Below are 21,418 nucleotides of genomic sequence, written 5' to 3'. Positions count from 1 at the left end.
CCTGAATCCATGGCAGCCCGTCCGTTCCGTCTCGGCGCGGTTCCCGGGGCGACCCCCGGAAAGTGGATCGCTATCTGGAGAGAACGGATGCCACGGGTCCCGCTCGAACTGATTCCCGTCGCCGTTTCGGAGCAGCGACGGAGTCTCACCGCCGGCGAGGTCGATGCGGCGCTCGTGCGCCTTCCCCTCGACCGGGACGGACTGCACCTCATCCCGTTGTACGAGGAGGTCCCGGTCGTCGTCATGTCGACCGACTCGCACCTCAGCGTGGCGGATGAGCTGACCTCAGACGACCTGGCCGGCGAGACGGTCTACATCCCCTCCGACGACGTCCTCGGGATCGCGACCCCCGACGTCGTCGTGGCATCCTCGAGCGGCTCGCTCGACACGGCGGAGGCGATCGCCACGGCGGCCAGCGGCGCCGGCATCGTCATCGTCCCGATGTCGCTCGCCCGGCTGCATCATCGCCGCGATGCCACGTTCCGTCCGCTGACCGACGGCCCGCGGTCATCCGTCGGGCTGGCCTGGCCGGTCGACGACGTCGACGACGAGACAGGCGCGCACATCCAGACATTCATCGGGATCGTCCGCGGACGCAGCGCCCGTTCCTCGCGCACATGAGGCAGGGGTGCCGCGGACCGAAACCTCCGCGACACCCCTGGAAGCAGCACGGATCCTCACGCCCCGCGGGAGCGCGCCCCCCGGCAGATCCTGAGTGCCCCCCGGTCGGGCTTCGGCCGACCGCACTCACTGCCGCTTCACAGTGTCGGAGCCCCACGCGGAGCCCCTGATACACCGCGGACGGATCTTTTTCAGAATCCGCGGCCGTGCACCTGGAACGGCGCGCGAATCCCCGTCCGGGCGGCCGCTCCTGCGAGCGCTTCGGCGGGTGCCTCACCGGCCGCGAGACCCTCGTGCATCGCGGCCAGCAGTTCGCACGCATCGTCGTCGGCCACCCGGACGGGCGCGGCGACGACCGACTCCGCTCCGCCGTGAAGCCAGATCCGCGTCATCCCCAGCGCCTCCTCCCCCCATCGCACGGAGGAGCGCCCCACCTCGCACGCCGAGAGCACCACCACGCGGGGGACCTCGGGGATGAGATCGATGTCGTAGCCGAAGAGCACGCCGTCGGCGAGTTCGAGACCGGAGAAGAGCGGATTGTCGGCCGTGTGGCGCCCGTGCGCGGCGACGTGGAGGACACCGGATGACGCGGCGAGCTCGGCCGCCCCGCGCACCGTGGCATCGGCGCCGACGAGGGTCGCGGCCGACGGCCACGCGACCCGCGCCCGGGCCACCTCCTCCTCACCGCGCGGCACCCCCGGCCCGACCACGAATGCGGTCGACGCGCTCGGCGCGGACGCGGTGCCGGACATCGCCCGCACCCACCGGGTCGCGGACGTCGCCGCAGTGAACACGCGGCCCTCCATCGCCGGGAGCATCCCCCATGGCACCCCGCTGAGCATGCCGGGGACGGTCAGCACCAGTCGACGCCGATCGGTGCGCGTGAGCACGGGGTCGAGGAGGCCGGCGGAGAGCTCGGCGAGTCGGGTCTGCAGCGCGGACTGGACCACCGAGACCAGCGGCCCCGATCGCACGGCCGCCGCCATGTCGAGATCGGCTCGCAAGCCCGAGAGCAGAGCGCCGATCCGATCCGGACCCTCCAGCGCGACGAGGGTGTCGCGTGCGCTGTCGGACACCAGGACGGCCAGGCGCGAGCCGGTGTAGAGGAAGCTGAGCACGGCGGTGTCGGCGTCGAGCGCGTCGCGTACGTTCGGCAGCGTCGCGCGTTCGGCCGTCTCCCCGGCGCGCGTGTGGGCCCACTGCCGGCGACGCGCGCGCTCCCGCAGCTCGGCCGCACGCGGCTCGTCCAGCCAATCCGCGCCCGGACGTTCGGCCCGGATGGTGCGCAGCTCGGCGAGCTCGGCGGCCAGCTGCGGATCGGGAGGCGGGCGCAGCGGTGTCGACTGCTGACTGAGGTGGCGGGCGCGCTCGGCCCACTCGAACACGATCTCCGGATCGCGGGAGCGGAGGGCGGCGTCGAGACCGGCGTACATGAGGCGGGCTCCGTGCATCGCCGCCGAGGTCTGCAGGTCGAGACTCCCGAACGAACCCGTCCAGGCGGCGAGCGTGTCGATCCCCCGGGCGGCGTACCGGCGCACGTCGCCGTAGCGACCGCGCCGCGCGGCGCGCGCCGCCCTGACCTCGTGACCGATCAGTCGCACCTCCAGCGGGGCGTCGTCACGGATGCGGACCGGGCGCCCGTCGAGCGCGGAGTCGGCGGCGGCGGCCGTCAGGCGCAGCGCGGTCGCCTCGCCTCGGAAGCCCTCCCGTGCGAGGGCGGTGGCCAGCGTGTCCACCCTCTCTGCCACCTCTTCCCGTGCGCGTCGCCGCGGCGACGGCATTCCGGCCCGCAGCCCGATGGCCTCGGCCCGGTGCGCCCAGGTGTCGTTCCCGAGCCGCTGGAATCTGCGGGATGCCGCGAGCGCGACCTTCCGCGCACGGTCCGGGTCGTGGGCGAGGAGCGATCGCGCCAGCTGGAACTCCGCCTCAGCCCGCGACTGGGGCATCCGGTGGGCACCGAAGACCGCCGCGACGCGCTCGAGCAGTCGCTCCGCCTCGGTGGTCTGCCCGGCCTCGCGCAGGACCTCGGCCCTGTCCATGTCGCCCACCGCTCCCGCAACGGGGGTGGTGGCCGCGGCGGGCCGGGCGATGAGCATCGCCTCCAGCGCCGAGACGAGATCGCCCGACAACAGGGCGATGTACCCGAGGTTGTGGCGGGCGTGCGACTCATCCGTGGCCAGGCCGGCAGCGGCGAAACGGGTGGCCGCCCACTCCGCGTCCGCCGCGGCTCCCTCGAGGTCTCGCCGCTGCATCCGACCGAGGCTCCGATTCATGCGCACCCGGGCGGCGGCGAGCGGATCGGTATCGTCCAGCGCCTCGACGGCCTCGCCGAACAGGCGCTCGGCCTCATCGAGTCGTCCGCCGTACATCGCCAGAGCCCCGAGCTGGCCACGGAGGATCGCGCGGGTGTGCGCGGTCAAGCCTCGAGCCGCCAGCGCCTCGCGCAGCACCTCCTCGGCCTCGGACGGCGATCCGGTGCGCTGCAGCGCCAACGCCCGGGTGCCCTCGATGCGCGCACGGAGATCGGGGTCATCCGTGCGGCCGGTCGCCAGCGCGAGAACCGAGAGGGCCCGCGCGTACCGTCCGGAGATGCACAGCTCGACGGCGAGCCGGTGCAGATCCTCGGCGCTTCTCGTGGCCACCCTTCATCTTGGCGCAGACGCGATCTCGGCGCAGGGCAGGGGTTCCGGGCGGCGGGACCGAGGGGCGGGCACGCCGACTCCGGATGCCGCGGAGCGGCGTGTCGCTCGCGGTCCCCGCCGTTGCGCACGGCCCCGCGCCGAGGAACTCAGGCGGGTGCCCGGGTCGTGCCCTTCCACTCCTTCTCCAGCTGCGCGCCGGCCTTGCGGAGCGCCTTCACCCGGGGGCCGGGCAGCTCATCGAGGGAGCCGTCCATGAGCCCCACCCCGACCATCTCGGCGAGCGCGCCGGCGATGTGCGGGGCGGCGAAGGAGGTGCCGCTCCAGATGACGAAGCCGCCGGTGAAGTCGTCGGGGTCGATGGTCTCGCGCCGGAGGCCGTAGCGGTCGTTGCGCGTGCCTGCCTGGATGCCGCCGTTCAGCGGCGGCGCGGAGCTGACCACCGCGACGCCCGGGGCGTACACGCGGACCCAGTCGCCGACGTTGCTGAAGAGGGCGACACTCCTGCCGTTGGGGTTGAGCGCCCCGACCGACAGGTGCGGCGCGGCGTCATCGGGGTCCTCCACGGTGAAGTCGGCATCCGGCCACTTCCACAGCGCGGCGGGGAACGCGGGGCGATCGGTCGCATCGTTGCCGGCCGAGCAGACCACCGCGCAGCCGTGCCGGCGCGCGGCGACGAGGTACGTCACGAGGGTCTGGTCGAACTGCCCGTCCTCGGGCGTCTCGTGGTAGTAGCTCAGCGAGAGATTGAGGACGTCGATCGGCCGGCCACCCTCACCGCGGGCGTAGCGGATGACGAGCTCGGCGACCGCGCGCACCGCCTCGAGGAACTCCCCCTCGAGGAGGGTGCCCTGGCTGTCGGCGACGCGGATGGAGATCAGATCGGCGTCGGGGGCGATCTGGCGGATCACCCCGGCGACGAAGGTGCCGTGCCCCGCTGCCTGGTCGAGGAATCCGTCGAAGGGCCCTGACACGTCGCCGACCTCTTCGGGGTCGGTGGCCGCCCCCACGACGCCGACCGGGTCGCTGCCGTTGTGGAGATGACGATCGACGATGCTGTCGGGCAGCCACGCGTGCCGCCCGCATCCGGTGTCCATGAAGGCGACCACGGGGCGGCGCCCCCGGATCGAGTCGTCGTCGCAGCGGGGCGGGTCGCCGATGTAGGAGACCACCTCGCGGCCGCCGGACCCCGGATAGGCGTAGGAGCCGGGTCCGGGGGCGTTCGTCGACCCGTAGGGGTTCGTCGACCCGTAGGGGTTCGTCGACCCGTACGGGTTGGTGGAGCCGTACGGGTTCGTCGAGCCGTACGGGTTCGTGGAGCCGTACGGGTTCGTCGAGCCATAGGGATTGGTGGATCCGTAGGGATCGATGGAGATGATGTGGTCCAGTCCCACTCCCGGGAGCGCCTTGTCGGACCGACCGCGCGCTCGCTGCAGCAGCCGCCACGCGTCGATGGGCGGAACGGGCTCGTCGTCGCGATCCGGCTGCGGGTCGGGGAAGATGCGGGCGACGAGCACGAGAGGAAGACCGAGCTCGCGACGGGCGGTGCCCGCGCGCTCCCGCGCCGCCTCGTCGGTGAGGCGCTCACCCCTCACGGTCTCCAGACGAACCCCCCACCCGAAGTCCCCCGCGGCGCCGCGAAGGATCGAGAGGATCTCGTCGAGCAGCTCGTCGTCGGTCACGAGCAGGTGATCGGGGTCGTAGGCGGTCGGATAGGGCCGCACGCCCTCGACGCGCTCGCTCGTGGGATCGAGGGGCACCCCGCGGGGGCGGGCGGCGTCGACGCGATCGCGCCAGTCGGGTGTTCCGTCGGGTCGGACCATGGTGAAGCGTCTCCTCGATCAGGGGCGAGGCTGCGCCGATTCGGCGCAGCGGGATCAGATTTCGAACTGCGGGGTCTGGAACTCGCGGGGGTCGGCTTCCCCCGCCACGGCGGGAAGCGACAGGCGGAGGCGGGTCAGGCCCGGCGGAATGTCGACGAAGGCGAATCGGCCGTGCTCGCCGGCATCCGTCGTCCACTCCCGCGCGTCCTGAACGAGCCGGATCGACAGCGGTTGGGCGTCGACCCAGCCGTCCACGCGCCGTCGGCCGTCCTCGGCCACCGACAGGTGCAGCAGCACATTCGTGCGTCCGTCGCTGAACTGCAACGTGGCCGTGTCGGTGTCGCCGCGGGTCGCCGCGAGCGTTCCCTCGACGAGCGTCAGCAGCGCGTATTCGCGGGAGAGGTCTTCGACCGCCACGGCGGCGACCATCCGGTCGACCAGGCCCGCGGGCATCGGGTCGACCTCCTCCCACACCGCGCGCAGTCGCGCGAACAGACGGGCATCGGCGGAGTCATCCGTCGTCATCTCTGCCGTCTTCTCCTTCCTCTGCGAGGATCGCCCGCAGTTTGCCGAGACACCGCTGCCTCGTCGGACCGATGGAGCCGATCGGCATCGCGAGGTCTGTCGCGATGCGGGCGTAATCGGGTCGTTCGTCGAAGGCGACCACCCGCAGCAGGCGCTGACACCGTTCGTTGAGCTGGTTCACGGCGAGCCAGAGTCGGCGCGACGCGTCGTCGCGGAGCGCGGTCTGCTCGGCCGACTCGTGCGTCGGCAGGTGCGGCTCGAGGTCGTCGACCTCGGTGGGATCGGCCCGGCGCTGCTGGCGCCCGACCCGCCACGCCTCGCGGCGGGCGGTGGTGGTCAGCCACCCCGATACCGCCTGCGGCTCCACGATCGATTCGTGGCGCCGCACCAGGGTCAGCCAGGTCGTCTGCACGACGTCCTGTGCGAGCGCCGCGTCGACGCCGTAGGCGCGGACGACGTGCCACAGGGTGGGGGTCATGAGTCGGACGAGGTCGTCCATCGCGCTGCGGTCGCCGCCGCGCCATCGCTGGAACAGGGTGGCGGCGAGCTCCCAACGCAGGGGGCGGGCAGGGTCGACCCCGGCATCCGCGTCAGCATGCGTCATAGCGCCCATTGTGGCCACACCCGAACAGAGGCACCACCCGGGCGTGTGATACATCCGAGCCCGACCTAAACTTCACAGGTGACCTCCGCCGATCTGCTCTACCTCTGCGCGCGGCCCCAGGAGGCGGCGGCGGAGGCCGAATACGCGTCGTTCCGCGAGGCGATGGGCGTCGGCCCCGAGCGGATGCACCGTCACGATCTCGTCCGCTCCCCCCTGCCGGACGGCGCGCTGGACGCCTACCGCGCCGTCGTGGTGGGAGGCAGCCCCTTCAACGTCGTCGATCCCGAGTCGACGAAGACCGACGTGCAGCGCCGCGTCGAACGCGACCTCGAGCGCGTCGCCGCTGCCGCGGCCGGGGGCGACAGCCTCGCGGCGATGTTCACCTGCTACGGCATCAGCGTGGTCACGCGGCTCCTCGGTGGCGAGGTGAGCCGCGGATTTCCCGAGGATGCCGGCCCCACGGACGTGTCGCTGACGCCCGCCGCTCAGGACGACCCGCTCTTCGCCTCGCTCGCGTCGACGTTCTCGGCTCTGACCGGCCACAAGGAGGGCACCGCCGCCCTGCCGACGGGCGCGGTGCACCTCGCCACGAACGAGGCCTGCCCGGTGCAGGCCTACCGCGTCGGCGATCGGCTCTACACCACGCAGTTCCATCCCGAGCTGACCCCGAGGGCCTTCACCGAGCGCATGCAGGTCTACCGCAATGACGGCTACTACGACGCGCGCGACTACGACGTCATCGCCGAGCGGGTGCTCGCCACGCCGGTCAGCGAACCGGCTCGACTGCTGGCCGCGTTCGGTGCGCGCTTCGGCTCACCGGCCTGACACCTGCTCCGGCAGGAGCGCTCAGGTCGCCCCTCCGGGGGGTTCGATGAGCAGACCGACCCGTTCGTCGAGATATCCCGCGAGCGGGACATAGCCGCCGGTCGCGCTCCACCGGACGCATGGTTCGTCGTCGAGCGTCTTCACCGGGCCGGATGCGACGCCGCGGCCGATCGCGTCGAGGTCCAGGCGCTGCCATCCGACGTGGACGGTCTCGCCCTCGGCGAACCCGCCCCGTCGAGCCGCCGCGGCCAGCGCCGCCCGCTGCCGCTGCGACTCGGCGGTGAACCCGCGCCGCACTTCGGCGCGCGCACGCAGGATGTCACCCGTCGCCAGCAGCTCGTCGTCGGTGAGCAGGAGTGTTCCGAGATGCCACGCGGCGCCCCGCCGGACGATCCGGGGCGCGCGGGGGATGCCCAGCAGGCGCCGAGGGGGGAGCAGTTCCCCGAGCCCCTCACGCGGCGCGTCGGCCAGCCGGGTACGGGCGGCGGCGAGCAGATCGTCGAGGGAGCTCACGCGGGATCGGCCATCGGGGCGGAATCCCACTCGAGACTGTCACCGGCGGATCTCGCGCGCTTCCCGCGCGTGATCGCGGCGAGGAGCGGGAAGAGGAGGACCGAGAGCATCCCGGCCCCGACCAGCACCGCCGCCGTAGACCCGTCGAGCACCTGCTCGTCGACGCCGATCGTCGTCACCGCGACGATGATCGGCAGAGCGGTCGCACCCATGAACATCGTCGCCACGCGGTCGCGCGCACTCGATCCCCGCGGCGCAGCCAGCATCGAGGGCAGCCCCCGCACGACCAGCAGCCCGATGAGGGCGACGGGGACGGCCAGGATCAGCAGGGGTTCGGCGATGAAGCTCGCCAGATCGAACTCGATGCCGGTGTCGATGAAGAACACCGGGATGAGGAAGCCGAACGCCACCGCCTCGACTTTGGTCTCGACGTCTTTGCGCTGCTTCTCGCCCGCCCCTCGCATGAGGAGGCGCCAGATCACCCCGGCCGCGAAGGCGCCCAGCAGCACGTCGACACCGAGGATGACGCTCAGCACCACCAGCGCGGCGATGATGAGGAACATCACCCGGATGGCGAACTGGCCCGAGGTGTGGAGGGTGGCGGTGACGACCGTGTAGAGCGGGCCCTGCGGCATCCGGTACGCGAGCACCATCGCACCGGCCGCGACGACGAGGAAGACCAGGAGGACCACGGTCGCCGTGCCGATGTCGCGTCCGCCGAGGAACAGGGTGATCGCGATGAGCGGACCGAACTCGCCGACAGTGCCGACCGCCATGACCGAGCGGCCGAACGGGGTGCGCAGGTCGCCGCTGTCGCGGAGGATCGGCACCAGGGCGCCGAGCGCCGTGGAGGCCAGCGCGATGCCGATGATGACGCCGGCCTCGCCCGGGGAGAGGACGAAGCCGATCCCCACGCCGACGGCGATGCTGATCGCCCAGCCCAACCACGCGAAGCGGCCGCTCCGCCCTCTCAGTGCGCTCGCTTCGATCTCGGAGCCGGCGATGAAGAACAGCGCGACGAGCCCGAACTCGCTGAGGAAGTCGATGAACGCCGACTCGCCGACCCAGCCGAGAACCTGCGGCCCGACGAGGATCCCGAGGAGGAGCTCGAACACCACGATGGGCACGGCGACCCAGCGGCTGAGGCCGCGGACCAGCAGCGGCGCCGCGACGGCGACCAGCGCGATCACCACGGCGGCGATGTCCAACCCGTTCACGTCGCTCAGCGTAGCGAGCGGCGGGTCGCGAGTCAGCGCCGAGCGGCGATCATTCCGGGGGAAGGGCCTCGCGGGCGGTTTCGAGGGTGCGGCGGGCGCCGTCGACCCGCTCGGCGGCGGCGGCGCGCGCGCCCTCGGCCGCCGTCCGCGCGTCGGCGGCGGCGCGAGCATCCTTCTCCACGCGCGCAAGCTGCGCACGCAGTTCCTCCACCCGGTCGGAGAGGTGCTCGGCACGTTCCGTCGCTGTGGCGAGCACGGCGGCCGCCCGGGCGAGCTCACGCTCGGCGTCACTCGCGCCGCGCTCCGCCGCGCGCACCGCCTGCTCGGCGGCCTTGCGGGCCCGGCGCGCGGCGAGATCATCCGTGCGAGCCGGGCGGGCGGGGGCGTCGGGAACCCCGGGGATGCTGCCGCCCACGGCCTCGGACAGGTCGACCGGGTCGACGCCGGTCGCCTCGAGGGGCCGGATGAGGCGCCCGGTCGCGACCGCCGCACCGGCGAGCGGGTCGAGGAGAGCGGCGGTGATCGTCGCGGCGACGTCGTCGCGCGCGGCCGCACTCACCGTCACGCCCTGGTCTGCGGCGAGCGACACCGCCTGGCGGGTGAGCGCCTGGACCAGCGCGCGGCGCTCCCGGCCGAGGCGCTGCAGCTCCCGCGCGTCGAGGTCGTCCTGCGCTTCGCGCAGCGCCGCGGCGAGTTCGAGCACCTCGGCGAGGAGGCCCTCGCGGGCCAGCAGGTCGACCGCCCAGGCGGAGGCCGCGGGCTTGCGGAGGGCGCGGATGCGGGTGCCGAGCGCCCGCGACGCGGCCTGGGCGCGGGCGTTGCGTGCGACGGTGAACTCGTCGGGGCGTAGGGCGTAGAGCTCGGCGGCGACGGCATCGAGCTCGCCGGCGTCGCCGCCGTTCTCGTCGCCCGCATCACCGGCCATCGCCCCATTCTGCCCCGTGCGGCTCACGCCGACCGGGCGAGGTGTCGCGCGGCGTCAGACCGCCAGCGCGCCCCGACGCGGCACCGGTACCGGCTCGGCGGGCGGGACGGCCGGCGCGTGCAGCTCACGGTGCAGCCGCTCCATGCGGGCGTCGAGCTCGGCCGCGGTGTCGGCGGCATCCCTCAGACTCTCGATCAGTCCCTCGGGAACCTGCCGGTCGTACTTGTAGTAGATCTTGTGCTCGAGGCTCGCCCAGAAATCCATGGCGATGGTGCGGAACTGCACCTCCACCGGCACGGTGACACGACCGGTGGAGAGGAACACCGGCACCTCCACGATCGCGTGAAGGCTCTTGTAGCCGTTCGGCTTGGGGTCGGTGATGTAGTCCTTCACGGTGCGCACCGTCACGTCGTCCTGGCGCGTCAACAGGTCGAACAGCCGGTAGGCGTCGGTGACGAAGCTGCAGGTGATGCGGACGCCCGCGATGTCGGTGATGTGCTCGCGGACCGCGGCGAACTCGGGATCGATGCCCTTGCGCGCCACCTTGTCCACGATGCTGTCGGGCGACTTCACCCGGCTCGAGACGTGCTCGATGGGGTTGTAGTCGTGCAGGTACAGGAACTCATCGCGGAGGATGGCGATCTTCGTCTCGATCTCCTGCATGCCGAAGCGGTACTCCAGGAGGAACCGCTGCATCTCGTCGCGGAGCGCGCGCATCTCGGCCGGGCTCACCGAGATGCGGTCGTCGTCGTCGGGTGCGGGATCCATGCTCCGACGCTAGGCACGCCGGCTCTGAGCGCGCTGGGAGAGCTGCGACGCTCGTGAGGGCGCGAAGATCAGAGGATGCCGGCGGCCTGCCGTGCCGCGCCGAGGGCAACGTACTCACCGGGCGCCGGCACCTCGACGGGCATGCCGAGCACGAGGGGCGCGATCTCGCGCACCGCTTCGGACTGGGCGCCGCCGCCGATGAGCAGGGCGCGGCGAAGCGGCACGCCGAGGTCGCGGAGGGCGTCCAGGCCCGCGCCGAGCCCGCCGAGCATCCCCTCGACCGCGGCGCGCGCGAGGTTCTCGCGGGTCGTGGAGGCGAGGGTCATGCCGTCGAGCGATGCGGTGGCATCGGGCAGGTTCGGTGTGCGCTCGCCCTCGAAGTACGGCACGAGTGCGAGGCCCGCCGCCCCCGGCTCGGCGGCGAGCGCGAGACGGCTGAGCTCGGCGTGATCGACGCCCAGGAGGCGGGCGATCGCGTCGAGCACGCGCGCGGCGTTGAGGGTCGCCACGAGCGGCAGGAACCGCCCGGTGCAGTCGGCGAACCCTGCGACCGTGCCGGTCGGGTCGATCGTGCGCCCATCGCTGACGGCGAAGACGGTCCCGCTCGTTCCGATGGAGATCACGACGTCGCCCGCGGCCGCGCCGAGGCCGAGTGCGGCACCGGCGTTGTCGCCGGCTCCGCCGCCCACGCGCCGCCCGTCGGCGTCGACGACGTACTCGTCGGGGCCGAGCACGCGCGGGAGGCGGGCGTCGTGCCCGAGCGCGGCTTCGAGGAGCGCATGATCGTAGCCGCCGGTCTCGGGATCCCAGTACCCGGTGCCCGAGGCATCCGATCGGTCGGTGACGAGCTCGTCGAGAACCCCACCACGCGGGGCCTCGCCCGCGGGCCCGAACCCGCGCAGCCGCCAGGTGAGCCAGTCGTGCGGGAGGGCGACCGCGGCGACCTGCGCGGCGTTTGCGGGCTCGGCGTCGCGGAGCCAGCGGAGCTTGGTGATGGTGAACGAGGCCACCGGCACGAGGCCGGAGCGCTGCGCCAGGTCGTCGGCACCGAACTCGGCGATGAGATCGCGGGCGGCGCCCGCCGAACGGGTGTCGTTCCACAGCAGGGCCGGACGGATGACGCGCCCGTCGGCGTCGAGCACCACCATGCCGTGCTGCTGCCCGCCGATGGCCCACGCCTCGACGTCGTTCAGGCCCCCGGCCTTCTCGATCGCCGTCTGCAGGGCCTGCCACCAGGCGGCCGGGTCGACCTCGGTGCCCTCCGGGTGCGTGGCGCGTCCTTGGCGGACGACGTCGCCCGTGGCGGTGTCGACGATGACGACCTTGCACGACTGGGTCGACGAGTCGACCCCCATCACGAGCGCCATGGCTCTCCTTGCGTGTGGCGTGAGCCGCCGAAACCCACCGCGGCCGTCGAGACCGACAGCGTCACGGTGGGTTTCGCGCGGATAGGTGGGTTTCGAGGGTCAGCGCGCGCCGAGCAGGTGCTCGGTGGCCAGCTGCTGCAGACGGACGAAGCCGAACCCGTGGCCGCCGAGGTAGGCCTGCGCGTCGAAGTCCTCGTACGCCGAGCGGTCGCCGAGCAGGTCGTCGTACGACTCACCGGCGTTCAGCGTGGGCTGGGCGAGCTCGGTGACCTTCGACGCCTCGAGCGCCTCCTGCACCTCGGGATCGGCGCGGAAGGCCGCGGCGCGCTCCTTGAGCAGCAGGTAGGTGCGCATGTTCGCAGCAGCCGAGTCCCAGACGCCGGTCTCGTCTTCGGTGCGCGAGGGCTTGTAGTCGAAGTGACGGGGACCGTCGTAGGCGGGCACCCCGCCGGGGCCGCCGTTCTCGAGCAGGTCGACCAGGGCGAAAGCGTTGTGGAGGTCGCCGTGACCGAACACGAGGTCCTGGTCGTACTTGATGCCGCGCTGCCCGTTGAGGTCGATGTGGTAAAGCTTGCCGTGGTACAGCGCCTGGGCGATGCCGGCGGCGAAGTTCAGGCCCGCCATCTGCTCGTGGCCGACCTCGGGGTTCAGGCCCACGAGCTCCGGCCGCTCGAGCGAGTCGATGAACGCGAGGGCGTGACCGAGCGTCGGCAGCAGGATGTCGCCGCGGGGCTCGTTGGGCTTCGGCTCGATGGCGAAGCGGATGTCGTAGCCCTTGTCGGTGACGTAGTCGCCGAGAAGGTTGACGGCCTCGCGGTAGCGCTCCAGGGCGGCACGGATGTCCTTCGCCGCGTCGTACTCGGCGCCCTCGCGGCCGCCCCACATGACGAACGTCTTCGCGCCGAGCTCGGCGGCCAGGTCGATGTTGCGGAGCACCTTGCGCAGGGCGAAGCGCCGCACCTGGCGGTCGTTGGAGGTGAAGCCCCCGTCCTTGAACACCGGCGCGGAGAAGAGGTTGGTGGTCACCATCGGAACGATGAGGCCGGTGTCGGCGAGGGCGCCCTTCAGCCGGTCGATCTGCGTCTGGCGCTCGCTGTCGCTCGAGCCGAAGGCGAAGAGATCGTCGTCGTGGAAGGTGAGTCCGTAGGCGCCGAGCTCGGCGAGCTTCTCCACCGCATGGGCGACGTCCAGCGCGGGTCGCGTCGGGCCGCCGAACGGGTCGGTGCCGTTGTATCCGATGGTCCAGAGGCCGAACGAGAACTTGTCGGCGCGGGTAGGGGTGGGCATGGCGCTCCTTCGCGGGAAAATGTTGCGGTTAACAACCTATACCATGAGGACCGGCGGGTCCAGCCTCGCGCGAAGCCCGCCATCGAGCTTCGAAACTTTCGCCGTACACTCGTTCCATGACGGACACGACGCGCGTCACGCTGGCGCAGCTGGCCGCAGAGGCCGGGGTTTCGATCGCGACGATGTCCAAAGTCCTCAACGGCCGGACGGATGTCGCCTCGGCGACCCGGGCGCGGATCGAGCGGCTCTTGGCCGAGCACGGCTACACCCGCCGAGCCGGCAACCGTCGGGGCGAGTACGTCGAGCTCGTCCTCCACGAGCTCGAGCCGAGCTGGTCGACCGACCTCATCACCGGCGTCGAGACCGTCGCGGCGGAGTCGGGCCTGTCGACCGTGCTCACGCTCAGCGGCGACCGGCATGCCCCCGGCGACGACTGGATCGACGGCGTCCTGCGCCGAAGCCCGGCCGCCGTCATCCTCGTCTTCTCCGACCTCGCACCCGCCCATCGTGACAAGCTCAAGCGTCGTGGCATCCCGTTCGTCATCGTCGATCCGTCCGGTGACCCGGCCGCCGATGTACCCGCGGTGGGATCGGCGAACTGGACGGGAGGCTTGGTGGCGACCCGCCACCTGATCGAGCTCGGGCACCGACGGATCGCTGCGATCACTGGCCCCTCCGATGCGATGTGCTCGCACGCCCGCCTCGACGGCTACCGCTCGGCGATGAACGCCGCGGGCCTGCCCGTCGACCCGGGCTGGGTGCGTTTCGGCGATTTCCACCCCTCGGGCGGCGAAACGTGGGCCCGGGAACTGCTCGCACTCCCCGACCGGCCCACGGCGATCTTCGCCGGCAGCGACCTCCAGGCGATCGGGGTCATCGCCGCGGCGCGCGGTGCGGGACTCGAGGTCCCGGCTGATCTCTCCGTCGTCGGATACGACGACATCGCGCTCGCGCGCTGGTTCAGCCCGCAGCTGACGACGGTGCATCAGCCGCTGCGCCGCATGGGAGAGGAAGCCACCCGTCTGGCACTCCGACTCGGTGCGGGCGGGCACCCCGAGACGCTGCGGATGGACCTGGCCACCCACCTCGTGGTGAGGGAGAGCACGGCACCCGCGCCCCACTCGAAACTTAAGTGAGAAGTTTCGTAACGTTTCCATGAGGAAGCCCCTCGCCAGCTCTGCGCGCACATAGGTTTGCGACCACGACAAACCCCGCGCAAAGGAGCGTATTCGTGAGACGACATCGCGCCCGATCCGCTGCGGCCGCCGTCCTGGCAGCCGCAGCACTGATCGTCGCCCCCCTGTCGGCCGCCTCGGCCGCCGGCACCGAGATCGCCTCGATCGACTTCGAGGACGGCACCACCGGCAGCTGGAGTCAGAGCGGAGGAGGTGAGAACACGCTCGCCTTCCCCGAGGTCGACGGCAGCCGCGTGCTGGCGGTCCAGGACAGGACCGCCGACTTCGACGGCGTCCAGAGCCCGACCGGCATCTTCGAGGCCGGAACGACGTACGAGGTCTCGGCACGGATGAAGCTCGCCGAGGGCGTGCCCGACACCCAGGCGCGCTTCGTGATGAAGCCCGACTTCACCTGGATCGGGAACACCACCATCTCGGCCACCTCATGGACGACCGTGACCGGCGAGTACACCGTGCCCGAAGGGGCCGATCTGACCGCGCTGCAGCTCTACATCGGCACGTCCGAGCTCGCGACGCCCGCGCCCTACACGTACTACGTCGACGACCTCGTCGTCACAGCGCTCGACACCGAGCCGACCGACCCGACGGATCCCCCCGACCCGACCGACCCGGGCACCCCGCCGGTGACCGGTCCGACCGCGCTCTCGAACGACTTCGAAGAGGGCCTCGGCGGCTGGGTTCCGCGCGACAGCGGCAGCGGCGCTCCGACGGTGGCCCTCACCACCGACGACGCGCAGCAGGGCAGCCAGGCGGCAGCCCTGACGGGACGCACCTCGCAGGGCTCGGGCCTCGGCCACGACATCGCCGAGCTCCAGGCAAACACCACCTACGAGGTGACCGCCTGGGTGCGCTTCGGCGAGGGTCAGCCGACGAGTCCGGTCTGGTTGAGCCTGCAGCGCGACTACCAGGGGGCGACGACCTTCTCGACCTTGGCGCAGTTCGCGACCGTCACGAACTCAGGGTGGACACAGGTGCGGGCATCCTTCCCGCTCCAGGCGTTCGACACGGGCCTGCTCTACTTCGAGACCGACTACAACGGCACGAACACGTCCGACCTGTACTTCGACGACATCCAGGTGAGCGTTCCCGAGCCCGGTGAGATCCAGGACCTCACGCCGCTGCAGGACACGCTCGACGTGCCGGTGGGCGTCGCGATCGACAGTCGCGAGACGACGGGTGTCGCCTCGGAGCTGCTGCTGCGTCACTTCGACCAGATCACGGGCGAGAACTACATGAAGCCCGAGGCCTGGTACGACGCGAACGGCCAGTTCCGCGCCAACCCCGAGGCGGTCGCGCTGATGGACTTCGCCGAGGCCAACGACCTGGCGGTGTACGGCCACGTGCTGGTGTGGCACAGCCAGACGCCGGCGTTCTTCTTCCAGGCAGCCGACGGCTCGCCGCTGACGACGAGCGACGCGGACAAGCAGATCCTGCGGGATCGCCTCCGCGAGCACATCTTCAACGTCGCCGAGTGGCTGGCCACCGAGTACGGCGAGTTCGGCGGCACCAACCCGCTGAACGCGTGGGACGTGGTGAACGAGGTCGTCTCCGACGGCTCCGAGTACGCCGACGGGCTCCGTCGCAGCGAGTGGTACCGCATCCTCGGTGAGGAGTTCATCGATCTGTCGTTCCAGTACGCCGACGAAGCGTTCAACGACGTCTACGCCGCCGACGGCACCGACCGACCGGTGACGCTCTTCATCAACGACTACAACACCGAGCAGTCGGGCAAGCAGGGGCGCTATCTCGCACTCGTGGAGCGGCTCCTCGCCCGCGGCGTGCCGATCGACGGGGTGGGGCACCAGTTCCACGTGAGCCTGGCGATGCCGGTCTCGGCTCTGGAGCAGGCGATCCGGACGTTCGCCGATCTGCCGGTGACCCAGGTGGTCACCGAGCTCGACGTCACCACCGGGACTCCGGTGAGCGAGGCGCTGCTCATCGAGCAGGGCTACTACTACCGTGACGCCTTCCGGGTGTTCCGCGAGAACATCGACGAGCTCTACAGCGTGACCGTGTGGGGTCTCACCGACGGCCGCAGCTGGCGCTCCGCCAACGGCGCTCCGCTGCTGTTCGACGACGCCTACCAGGGCAAGCCCGCCTTCTTCGGTGCCGTCGACGAGGAGCTGCCCGCGCGGCAGCGCAGCGCGTTCGTGTTCGGCGGTTCCGTCCCGGTGGACGACGCCGCGACCACCGCGTCCGAGTGGCAGCGCCTTCCTCTGCTGCCGATCGAGCAGAGCGGCGCGTTCCAGCTGCGCTGGGAGCCGGGCACCCTCACTGCGTACGTCGAGGTGACGGACGGATCGAGGGATGACGCCGACGGCGTCGGCTTCACCGTGGGCGGCCAGGAGTACGTCGTCGGCCGAGACGGTGAGGGCGACGTGTCCGCGTCGGTCGCCGAGACAGAGACCGGCTACCTCATCGTCGCGGCCCTGCCGCTCGGCGACGCCGACCTCGGCGACGTGGTCCGCTTCGACGTGAGGATCGCCGACGGCGACGCCACGGCCGGGTGGAACACGGCCGGCGAGCTCGGCAACCTCACGCTCGTCGAGCCGCTGTCGTTCGTCGAGGTCGTCGAGGCCCCCGAGACGCCGACCATCGACGGCGCCGTGGAGGACGCGTGGGCAGCGGCGAACGCCGTGACCACCGACCGCCAGGTCGAGGGCACGGACGGTGCCACGGCGTCGGTGCGGACCCTCTGGCAGGACAACGCGCTGTTCGTCCTGGCCGAGGTCGCCGACCCGGTGGTGGATGTCTCCGGTTCGGATCCCTGGATCCAGGACTCGGTCGAGATCTACGTCGACGCCGGCAACGTCAAGAACGGCTCGTACCGCTACGACGACACCCAGATCCGCATCAGTGCGGCCGGCGCGGTGTCGTTCGGAACCGGTGACGAGGCGTTCCAGCGAAACCGAGTGGAGTCGCAGGTGTCGACCGTCGATGGCGGCTACATCGTCGAGGCCCGCATCAGCCTGCTCGATTCGGGCGGCGAGGGGACGTTCCACGGTCTGGACTTCCAGGTCAACGACGCCTCCGAGGGCGCGCGCACCGGCATCCGCAACTGGGCCGACCCCACCGGCGCCGGGTACCAGTCCACTGCTCGCTGGGGCGTGGGAGAACTCGTCGCCGCGGACGACGCCACGCCCACCGATCCCGGTGAGCCCACGCCGCCGACCGAGCCTGGTGCACCCGGTGAGCCCGGCACGCCGACCACGCCTCCGGCGTCCGGCAGGGCGGGCGGCGGCACGGCGGACGACCCGCGCAACCCGCTCGCCGCGACCGGCGGCGGTCTGCCGATCGGTCTGGGCCTCGCGGGCCTGCTGGCCCTTCTCGCCGGCGCGATCCTCGTGCAGCGACGACGGGAGCGGATGCAGGGCTGAGGCGCACCTTCCCCACCTCCCCCACTGCGGTGCCCCGCGTCCGTCCGGGCGCGGGGCACCCTTCTCCCTACACTGGAGCGATGAGTCTGGTCGGGCCCGGCGGTCGGCAGCGGAACCTGTCGACGATCCTGACGCTGTTGCATCGCACCGGCCCCCTCTCCCGCGCGAGCCTCACCGAGGCCACACGCCTCAATCGTTCGACGATCGCCGACCTCGTCGGTCAGCTCGTGCGCCACGGTCTCGTGACCGAGCGCGCACCCGACCCCGCCCGGCGGGTGGGAAGGCCGTCGCCGATCGTCTCGGTGTCACCGCGTGTCGTCGCGATCGCCGTGAATCCCGAGGTCGACGCGATCACGCTCGCCGCCGTACGCCTCGACCAGACGACCGTCGTCCGCGAGCGTCACGAAGTCGACCGGCCGCCGACTCCCGAGGAGGCCACCGCCCTCCTCGCAGCACGGCTGGAGGCGTGGCGCGAAGGGGTGCTCGCCGATGCCGCGATCGTGGGGATCGGCCTGGCCGTCCCGGGCCTCGTTCGCGCCTCCGACGGCCTGGTCCGCGACGCCCCCCACCTGCACTGGCGCGATGTCCCCCTCGGCGACCTCGTCGCCGAGGCGACCGGCCTGCTCACCCGGGTCGCCAACGACGCCAGCCTCGGGGCGATGGCCGAGCACCTCTTCGGCGCCGCCCGCGGCGTCGACGACGTCGTCTACCTCAACGGCGGCGCGAGCGGCATCGGCGGTGGCCTCATCGTCGGCGGGGTCGCCGTCGGAGGCTCCGGCGGGTACGCGGGCGAGTTCGGTCAGAATCGACCGGGGATCGCCGACGGCGCAGACCGGCTCGCCGCCGACGGCGTCCTCGAGGACGAGGTCAGCAGATCGCGACTCCTCGCGGCCGTCGGGCTCGATTCCGCCGACGAGCCGACACTCGCCGCCGCCCTCGCCGATCCGCCCGATCCCGGCAGCCGGGCCGCCGTCTCCGCCGAGGTCGCGCGGCAGCGCCGCATCCTGTCCACCGCTCTTGCCAACGCCGTGAACGTCCTGAATCCCTCCGTGGTCGTGCTCGGCGGGTTCCTGGCGACCATCGCCGACGTGGACGTCGACGACCTTCTCGCCCGCGTGCGCGCCCAGGCGATGCCGGCCGCGACGGAAGACCTGCAGCTGCGCCTGGCCTCGCTCGCCGAGGACCGTCTGCTCATCGGCGCGGCCGAGGTCGTCTTCGACGGTCTCCTGGCCGATCCTTCGAGCGTTCCGGAGCTCTCCGAGCCCGTCCATGTCGGCGCCGAGGTCATCGCGGCGGCGCCGTCGTCCCCCTGACCACCAACCGCGTCGCGAGCCCCACGTGCGTGGCGTCGAGCGTCTCGCCGTTCATCAGCGAGACGAGCATGCCGGCGGCGGTCGCCCCGAGTCCCTGCATCGGCTGGCGCACGGTCGTCAGCGACACCGGCCCCTGCGTCGCCTCGGGGATGTCGTCGAAGCCGATCACCGACAGATCGTCGGGGATCTGCAGCCCCATCCCTGCGGCCACGTCGATCACCGCCAGCGCGGACAGGTCGTTCGCGGCGAAGACGGCGGTGGGCGGGCGGGTCTGCGCCAGCAGCGCGCGGGCCTGCTCGCGCACGACGTCGGGCTGATACATCCCGACCCGCACCAGCGACGGGTCGTAGGCCACCCCGGCATCCGACAGCGCACGACGGTACCCGGCGTCCCGCAGGATGGATGACCGCAGGTCGGGGCGACCGGCGATGAAGCCGATCCGCCGGTGGCCGAGTTCGAGCAGGTACCGGGTGGCCTCGCGGGCACCCGCGAAGCTGTCGGATTCGACGGTGGGCAGGTCGGCTCGACCGGTGTGGGGGTCGACGGCGACGATCGGCACCTCGGCGCTCGCGCCGACGACGGTGGGGGTGACCATGATGACCCCGTCGATGAGGGTTCCGCTCAGCCGGCTGAGCGAACGGCGCTCCCACCCTTCGCCGTTCTGCTGACGCGAGCCGCTGTAGGCCAGCAGGTCGTAATGCGTGTCGCGAAGGGCACGCCCGACGCCCTTCATGATCTCGGCGCTGAACGGCTCGAAGTCGGCCACGAGCACCCCGATCACGCCGGTTCTGCGCGATCGCATGCTCGACGCGACCAGGCTCGACTCGTAACCGAGCTCGGCGACGACCTGCAGGACGCGCTCGACGGTGTCGGGAGCGACGCCGTAGCGACCGTTCACGGCTTTCGACACCGTCGCCGCCGAGACGCCCGCGGCGCGGGCGACGTCGGTGATGGTCGGACGGGATCCCATGGGGGGATGCTAGCGCCATTGAAACTGTTTTCGAAAACGTTTGACACACTTCCTTCGGTTACGAAGACTGGACGCCGTCCGGGTCCCGACAGCAGCCCGGAATTCGCAGCACCTCGAGGACCGAGAGTGCACCTCAAGGAAGAGAACAGGTGAATCACATGAAAGCCAGCAGAATCACAGCGGGCGCAGTGTCACTGCTCGCCGGCGCGCTCGTGTTGAGCGCATGCGCCGGTGGAGGCGGAGGCGAGTCCGCGGACGGCAGCGTGCAGATGACCCTCTGGCAGAACTCCACCACCGGCCCCGGCCAGGAGTTCTGGCAGAACGCCATCGACGCGTTCGAAGAGGAGAACCCGGGCGTCACCATCGAGATGCAGTCGGTGCAGAACGAAGACCTCGACGGCCTGCTCCAGACGGCGCTCAACGCCGGCGACCCGCCGGACATCTTCCTGCAGCGCGGCGGCGGAAAGATGGCCGACATGGTCAACGCCGGTCAGCTGAAGGACCTCACCGACCTGATCTCCGACGACGTGCGCGCCGAGATCCCCGAGGGCTCCTTCGCCGCCGAGACGTACCAGGACTCGGTGTGGGCCATGCCGCTGTCGGTGCTCCCCGGTGGCTTCTGGTACAGCGAGGACGCGTTCGCCGCGGCCGGCATCGAGGAGACCCCCGCCTCGATCGACGACCTCGAATCGGCCGTCGAGGCGCTGAAGGGCACCGGCATCGCGCCGATCGCCCTCGGTGCGCAGGACGCGTGGCCGGCCGCGCACTGGTACTACTTCTTCGCCCTCCGCGAGTGCAGCCCCGAGGTCATCGAAGAGACCGGCGACTCGAAGGACTTCAGCGACGAATGCTGGACCCGTGCCGCCGAGAACCTTCAGGACTTCGCCGCGATCGAGCCCTTCAACGAGGGCTTCCTGACCACGCCCGCCCAGCAGGGAGCGGGATCGTCGGCGGGACTCCTGGCCAACCGTCAGGCCGCGATGGAGCTCATGGGCGCCTGGAACCCGGGTGTCATCGCCTCCCTCACACCCGACGAGCAGCCGCTCCCCGACCTCGCCTGGTTCCCGTTCCCCGAGATCGAGGGCGGCGAGGGTGAGCCCGGGTCGATGATGGGCGGTGTCGACGGATACTCGTGCGCCGCGGATGCGCCCGACGAGTGCGTCGACTTCCTCAACTTCGTCGCCAGCGCCGAGCAGCAGCAGCTGTACTACGAGGCCTTCCAGTCGCCCCCGGTGAACACGGTGGCGCAGGAAGCGGTGACCGAGCCCTACCTGCAGCAGATCCTCGAGGCGTACAACAGCGCCCCGTTCGTCTCGCAGTGGCTCGACACGGTTCTCGGTCAGAACGTCGGCAACGCACTGAACGTCGCGGTCGTCGACATGCTCGCGGGCAACAGCGACCCCGAGCAGTTCATCCAGTCGGTCAACACCGCCGGCGCGCAGGGCTGA

17 protein-coding genes are annotated in these 21,418 nt (G+C 71.5%); 6 read left to right on the top strand and 11 right to left on the bottom strand.

The features are described 5' to 3' along the window. Positions 1-9 precede the first annotated feature (9 nt). Complete coding sequence (locus V6S02_RS13400) at positions 10-621, top strand: LysR substrate-binding domain-containing protein (RefSeq protein WP_336401239.1); 612 nt, start codon at positions 10-12, stop codon at positions 619-621. 191 nt (positions 622-812) lie between these two features. On the opposite strand, the gene V6S02_RS13395 is transcribed toward V6S02_RS13400, so the two are convergent. From V6S02_RS13395 to V6S02_RS13380, 4 genes are all read right to left on the bottom strand, one after another. Continuing rightward, on the bottom strand, positions 813-3,263 hold the full coding sequence (locus tag V6S02_RS13395; protein WP_336401238.1) for a CHAT domain-containing protein: 2,451 nt from the start codon (positions 3,261-3,263) through the stop codon (positions 813-815). 146 nt (positions 3,264-3,409) lie between these two features. Further along, positions 3,410-5,083 (bottom strand): S8 family peptidase, encoded by a 1,674-nt coding sequence (locus tag V6S02_RS13390; RefSeq protein WP_336401237.1) that lies wholly within the window; start codon positions 5,081-5,083, stop codon positions 3,410-3,412. 54 nt (positions 5,084-5,137) lie between these two features. After that, on the bottom strand, positions 5,138-5,608 hold the full coding sequence (locus V6S02_RS13385; protein WP_336401236.1) for a hypothetical protein: 471 nt from the start codon (positions 5,606-5,608) through the stop codon (positions 5,138-5,140). After that, positions 5,595-6,212, bottom strand: coding sequence for an RNA polymerase sigma factor (locus V6S02_RS13380; protein WP_248241586.1), 618 nt, complete (start codon positions 6,210-6,212; stop codon positions 5,595-5,597). Before V6S02_RS13380 ends, V6S02_RS13385 begins: the two co-directional genes overlap by 14 nt. Before the next feature lie 78 nt (positions 6,213-6,290). On the opposite strand from V6S02_RS13380, the gene V6S02_RS13375 reads away from it, so the two are divergent. Continuing rightward, positions 6,291-7,037, top strand: coding sequence for a glutamine amidotransferase-related protein (locus V6S02_RS13375; RefSeq protein WP_336401235.1), 747 nt, complete (start codon positions 6,291-6,293; stop codon positions 7,035-7,037). 21 nt (positions 7,038-7,058) lie between these two features. Here the strand turns inward: V6S02_RS13375 and V6S02_RS13370 are convergent, their stop codons facing one another. The 6 genes from V6S02_RS13370 to xylA all read right to left on the bottom strand — a co-directional run bounded on the left by V6S02_RS13370 (position 7,059) and on the right by xylA (position 13,114). Beyond that, positions 7,059-7,550: a glutaminase gene (locus V6S02_RS13370; protein ID WP_336401234.1), complete on the bottom strand. Its 492-nt coding sequence runs from the start codon at positions 7,548-7,550 to the stop codon at positions 7,059-7,061. Continuing rightward, a complete protein-coding gene (locus V6S02_RS13365) occupies positions 7,547-8,767 on the bottom strand; it encodes a cation:proton antiporter (RefSeq protein ID WP_336401233.1) in 1,221 nt (406 codons plus the stop codon). Before V6S02_RS13365 ends, V6S02_RS13370 begins: the two co-directional genes overlap by 4 nt. Positions 8,768-8,816: 49 nt before the next feature. Beyond that, the gene (locus V6S02_RS13360) at positions 8,817-9,692 is read right to left on the bottom strand and encodes a transposase (protein WP_336401232.1); all 876 of its coding nucleotides are present in this window, start codon (positions 9,690-9,692) and stop codon (positions 8,817-8,819) included. Positions 9,693-9,746: 54 nt separating this feature from the next. Next, positions 9,747-10,460 (bottom strand): GTP pyrophosphokinase, encoded by a 714-nt coding sequence (locus V6S02_RS13355; RefSeq protein ID WP_336401231.1) that lies wholly within the window; start codon positions 10,458-10,460, stop codon positions 9,747-9,749. Positions 10,461-10,528: 68 nt separating this feature from the next. Further along, positions 10,529-11,827, bottom strand: a complete 1,299-nt coding sequence (gene xylB, locus V6S02_RS13350) for a xylulokinase (RefSeq protein ID WP_336401230.1) — start codon at positions 11,825-11,827, stop codon at positions 10,529-10,531. A gap of 99 nt (positions 11,828-11,926) precedes the next feature. Further along, positions 11,927-13,114, bottom strand: coding sequence for a xylose isomerase (gene xylA, locus V6S02_RS13345; protein ID WP_336401229.1), 1,188 nt, complete (start codon positions 13,112-13,114; stop codon positions 11,927-11,929). Positions 13,115-13,230: 116 nt separating this feature from the next. Between xylA and V6S02_RS13340 the strand changes: the two genes are divergently transcribed. The 3 genes from V6S02_RS13340 (at position 13,231) to V6S02_RS13330 (ending at position 19,000) form a co-directional block, all read left to right on the top strand. Next, the gene (locus tag V6S02_RS13340) at positions 13,231-14,250 is read left to right on the top strand and encodes a LacI family DNA-binding transcriptional regulator (protein ID WP_336401228.1); all 1,020 of its coding nucleotides are present in this window, start codon (positions 13,231-13,233) and stop codon (positions 14,248-14,250) included. A gap of 95 nt (positions 14,251-14,345) precedes the next feature. Beyond that, positions 14,346-17,687, top strand: a complete 3,342-nt coding sequence (locus V6S02_RS13335) for an endo-1,4-beta-xylanase (RefSeq protein ID WP_336401227.1) — start codon at positions 14,346-14,348, stop codon at positions 17,685-17,687. An 80-nt stretch (positions 17,688-17,767) separates the two neighbouring features. After that, positions 17,768-19,000, top strand: coding sequence for an ROK family transcriptional regulator (locus V6S02_RS13330; RefSeq protein WP_336401226.1), 1,233 nt, complete (start codon positions 17,768-17,770; stop codon positions 18,998-19,000). On the opposite strand, the gene V6S02_RS13325 is transcribed toward V6S02_RS13330, so the two are convergent. Continuing rightward, entirely contained in the window at positions 18,972-19,970 is a 999-nt protein-coding gene (locus V6S02_RS13325; RefSeq protein WP_124292301.1) for a LacI family DNA-binding transcriptional regulator, read from the bottom strand. The two genes, V6S02_RS13330 and V6S02_RS13325, sit on opposite strands and share 29 nt — an antisense overlap. Before the next feature lie 158 nt (positions 19,971-20,128). Between V6S02_RS13325 and V6S02_RS13320 the strand changes: the two genes are divergently transcribed. Then, positions 20,129-21,418 (top strand): ABC transporter substrate-binding protein, encoded by a 1,290-nt coding sequence (locus V6S02_RS13320; RefSeq protein ID WP_124292300.1) that lies wholly within the window; start codon positions 20,129-20,131, stop codon positions 21,416-21,418.

The sequence above is a fragment of the Microbacterium sp. CCNWLW134 genome, from assembly GCF_037083565.1.
GTDB lineage: Bacteria > Actinomycetota > Actinomycetes > Actinomycetales > Microbacteriaceae > Microbacterium.
The sequence above is the reverse complement of the archived record's forward strand: the minus strand, read 5'-3'. Positions and strand labels throughout refer to the sequence as shown.

What these genes read in the sequence shown, in the direction of transcription:
- V6S02_RS13400 (WP_336401239.1), top strand. Translation starts at nt 10, where the DNA reads ATGGCAGCCCGTCCGTTCCGTCTCGGCGCGGTTCCCGGGGCGACCCCC.
- V6S02_RS13390 (WP_336401237.1), bottom strand. Translation starts at nt 5,083, where the DNA reads ATGGTCCGACCCGACGGAACACCCGACTGGCGCGATCGCGTCGACGCC.
- V6S02_RS13385 (WP_336401236.1), bottom strand. Translation starts at nt 5,608, where the DNA reads ATGACGACGGATGACTCCGCCGATGCCCGTCTGTTCGCGCGACTGCGC.
- V6S02_RS13380 (WP_248241586.1), bottom strand. Translation starts at nt 6,212, where the DNA reads ATGACGCATGCTGACGCGGATGCCGGGGTCGACCCTGCCCGCCCCCTG.
- V6S02_RS13360 (WP_336401232.1), bottom strand. Translation starts at nt 9,692, where the DNA reads ATGGCCGGTGATGCGGGCGACGAGAACGGCGGCGACGCCGGCGAGCTC.
- V6S02_RS13355 (WP_336401231.1), bottom strand. Translation starts at nt 10,460, where the DNA reads ATGGATCCCGCACCCGACGACGACGACCGCATCTCGGTGAGCCCGGCC.
- xylB (WP_336401230.1), bottom strand. Translation starts at nt 11,827, where the DNA reads ATGGCGCTCGTGATGGGGGTCGACTCGTCGACCCAGTCGTGCAAGGTC.
- xylA (WP_336401229.1), bottom strand. Translation starts at nt 13,114, where the DNA reads ATGCCCACCCCTACCCGCGCCGACAAGTTCTCGTTCGGCCTCTGGACC.
- V6S02_RS13340 (WP_336401228.1), top strand. Translation starts at nt 13,231, where the DNA reads ATGACGGACACGACGCGCGTCACGCTGGCGCAGCTGGCCGCAGAGGCC.
- V6S02_RS13330 (WP_336401226.1), top strand. Translation starts at nt 17,768, where the DNA reads ATGAGTCTGGTCGGGCCCGGCGGTCGGCAGCGGAACCTGTCGACGATC.
- V6S02_RS13325 (WP_124292301.1), bottom strand. Translation starts at nt 19,970, where the DNA reads ATGGGATCCCGTCCGACCATCACCGACGTCGCCCGCGCCGCGGGCGTC.
- V6S02_RS13320 (WP_124292300.1), top strand. Translation starts at nt 20,129, where the DNA reads ATGAAAGCCAGCAGAATCACAGCGGGCGCAGTGTCACTGCTCGCCGGC.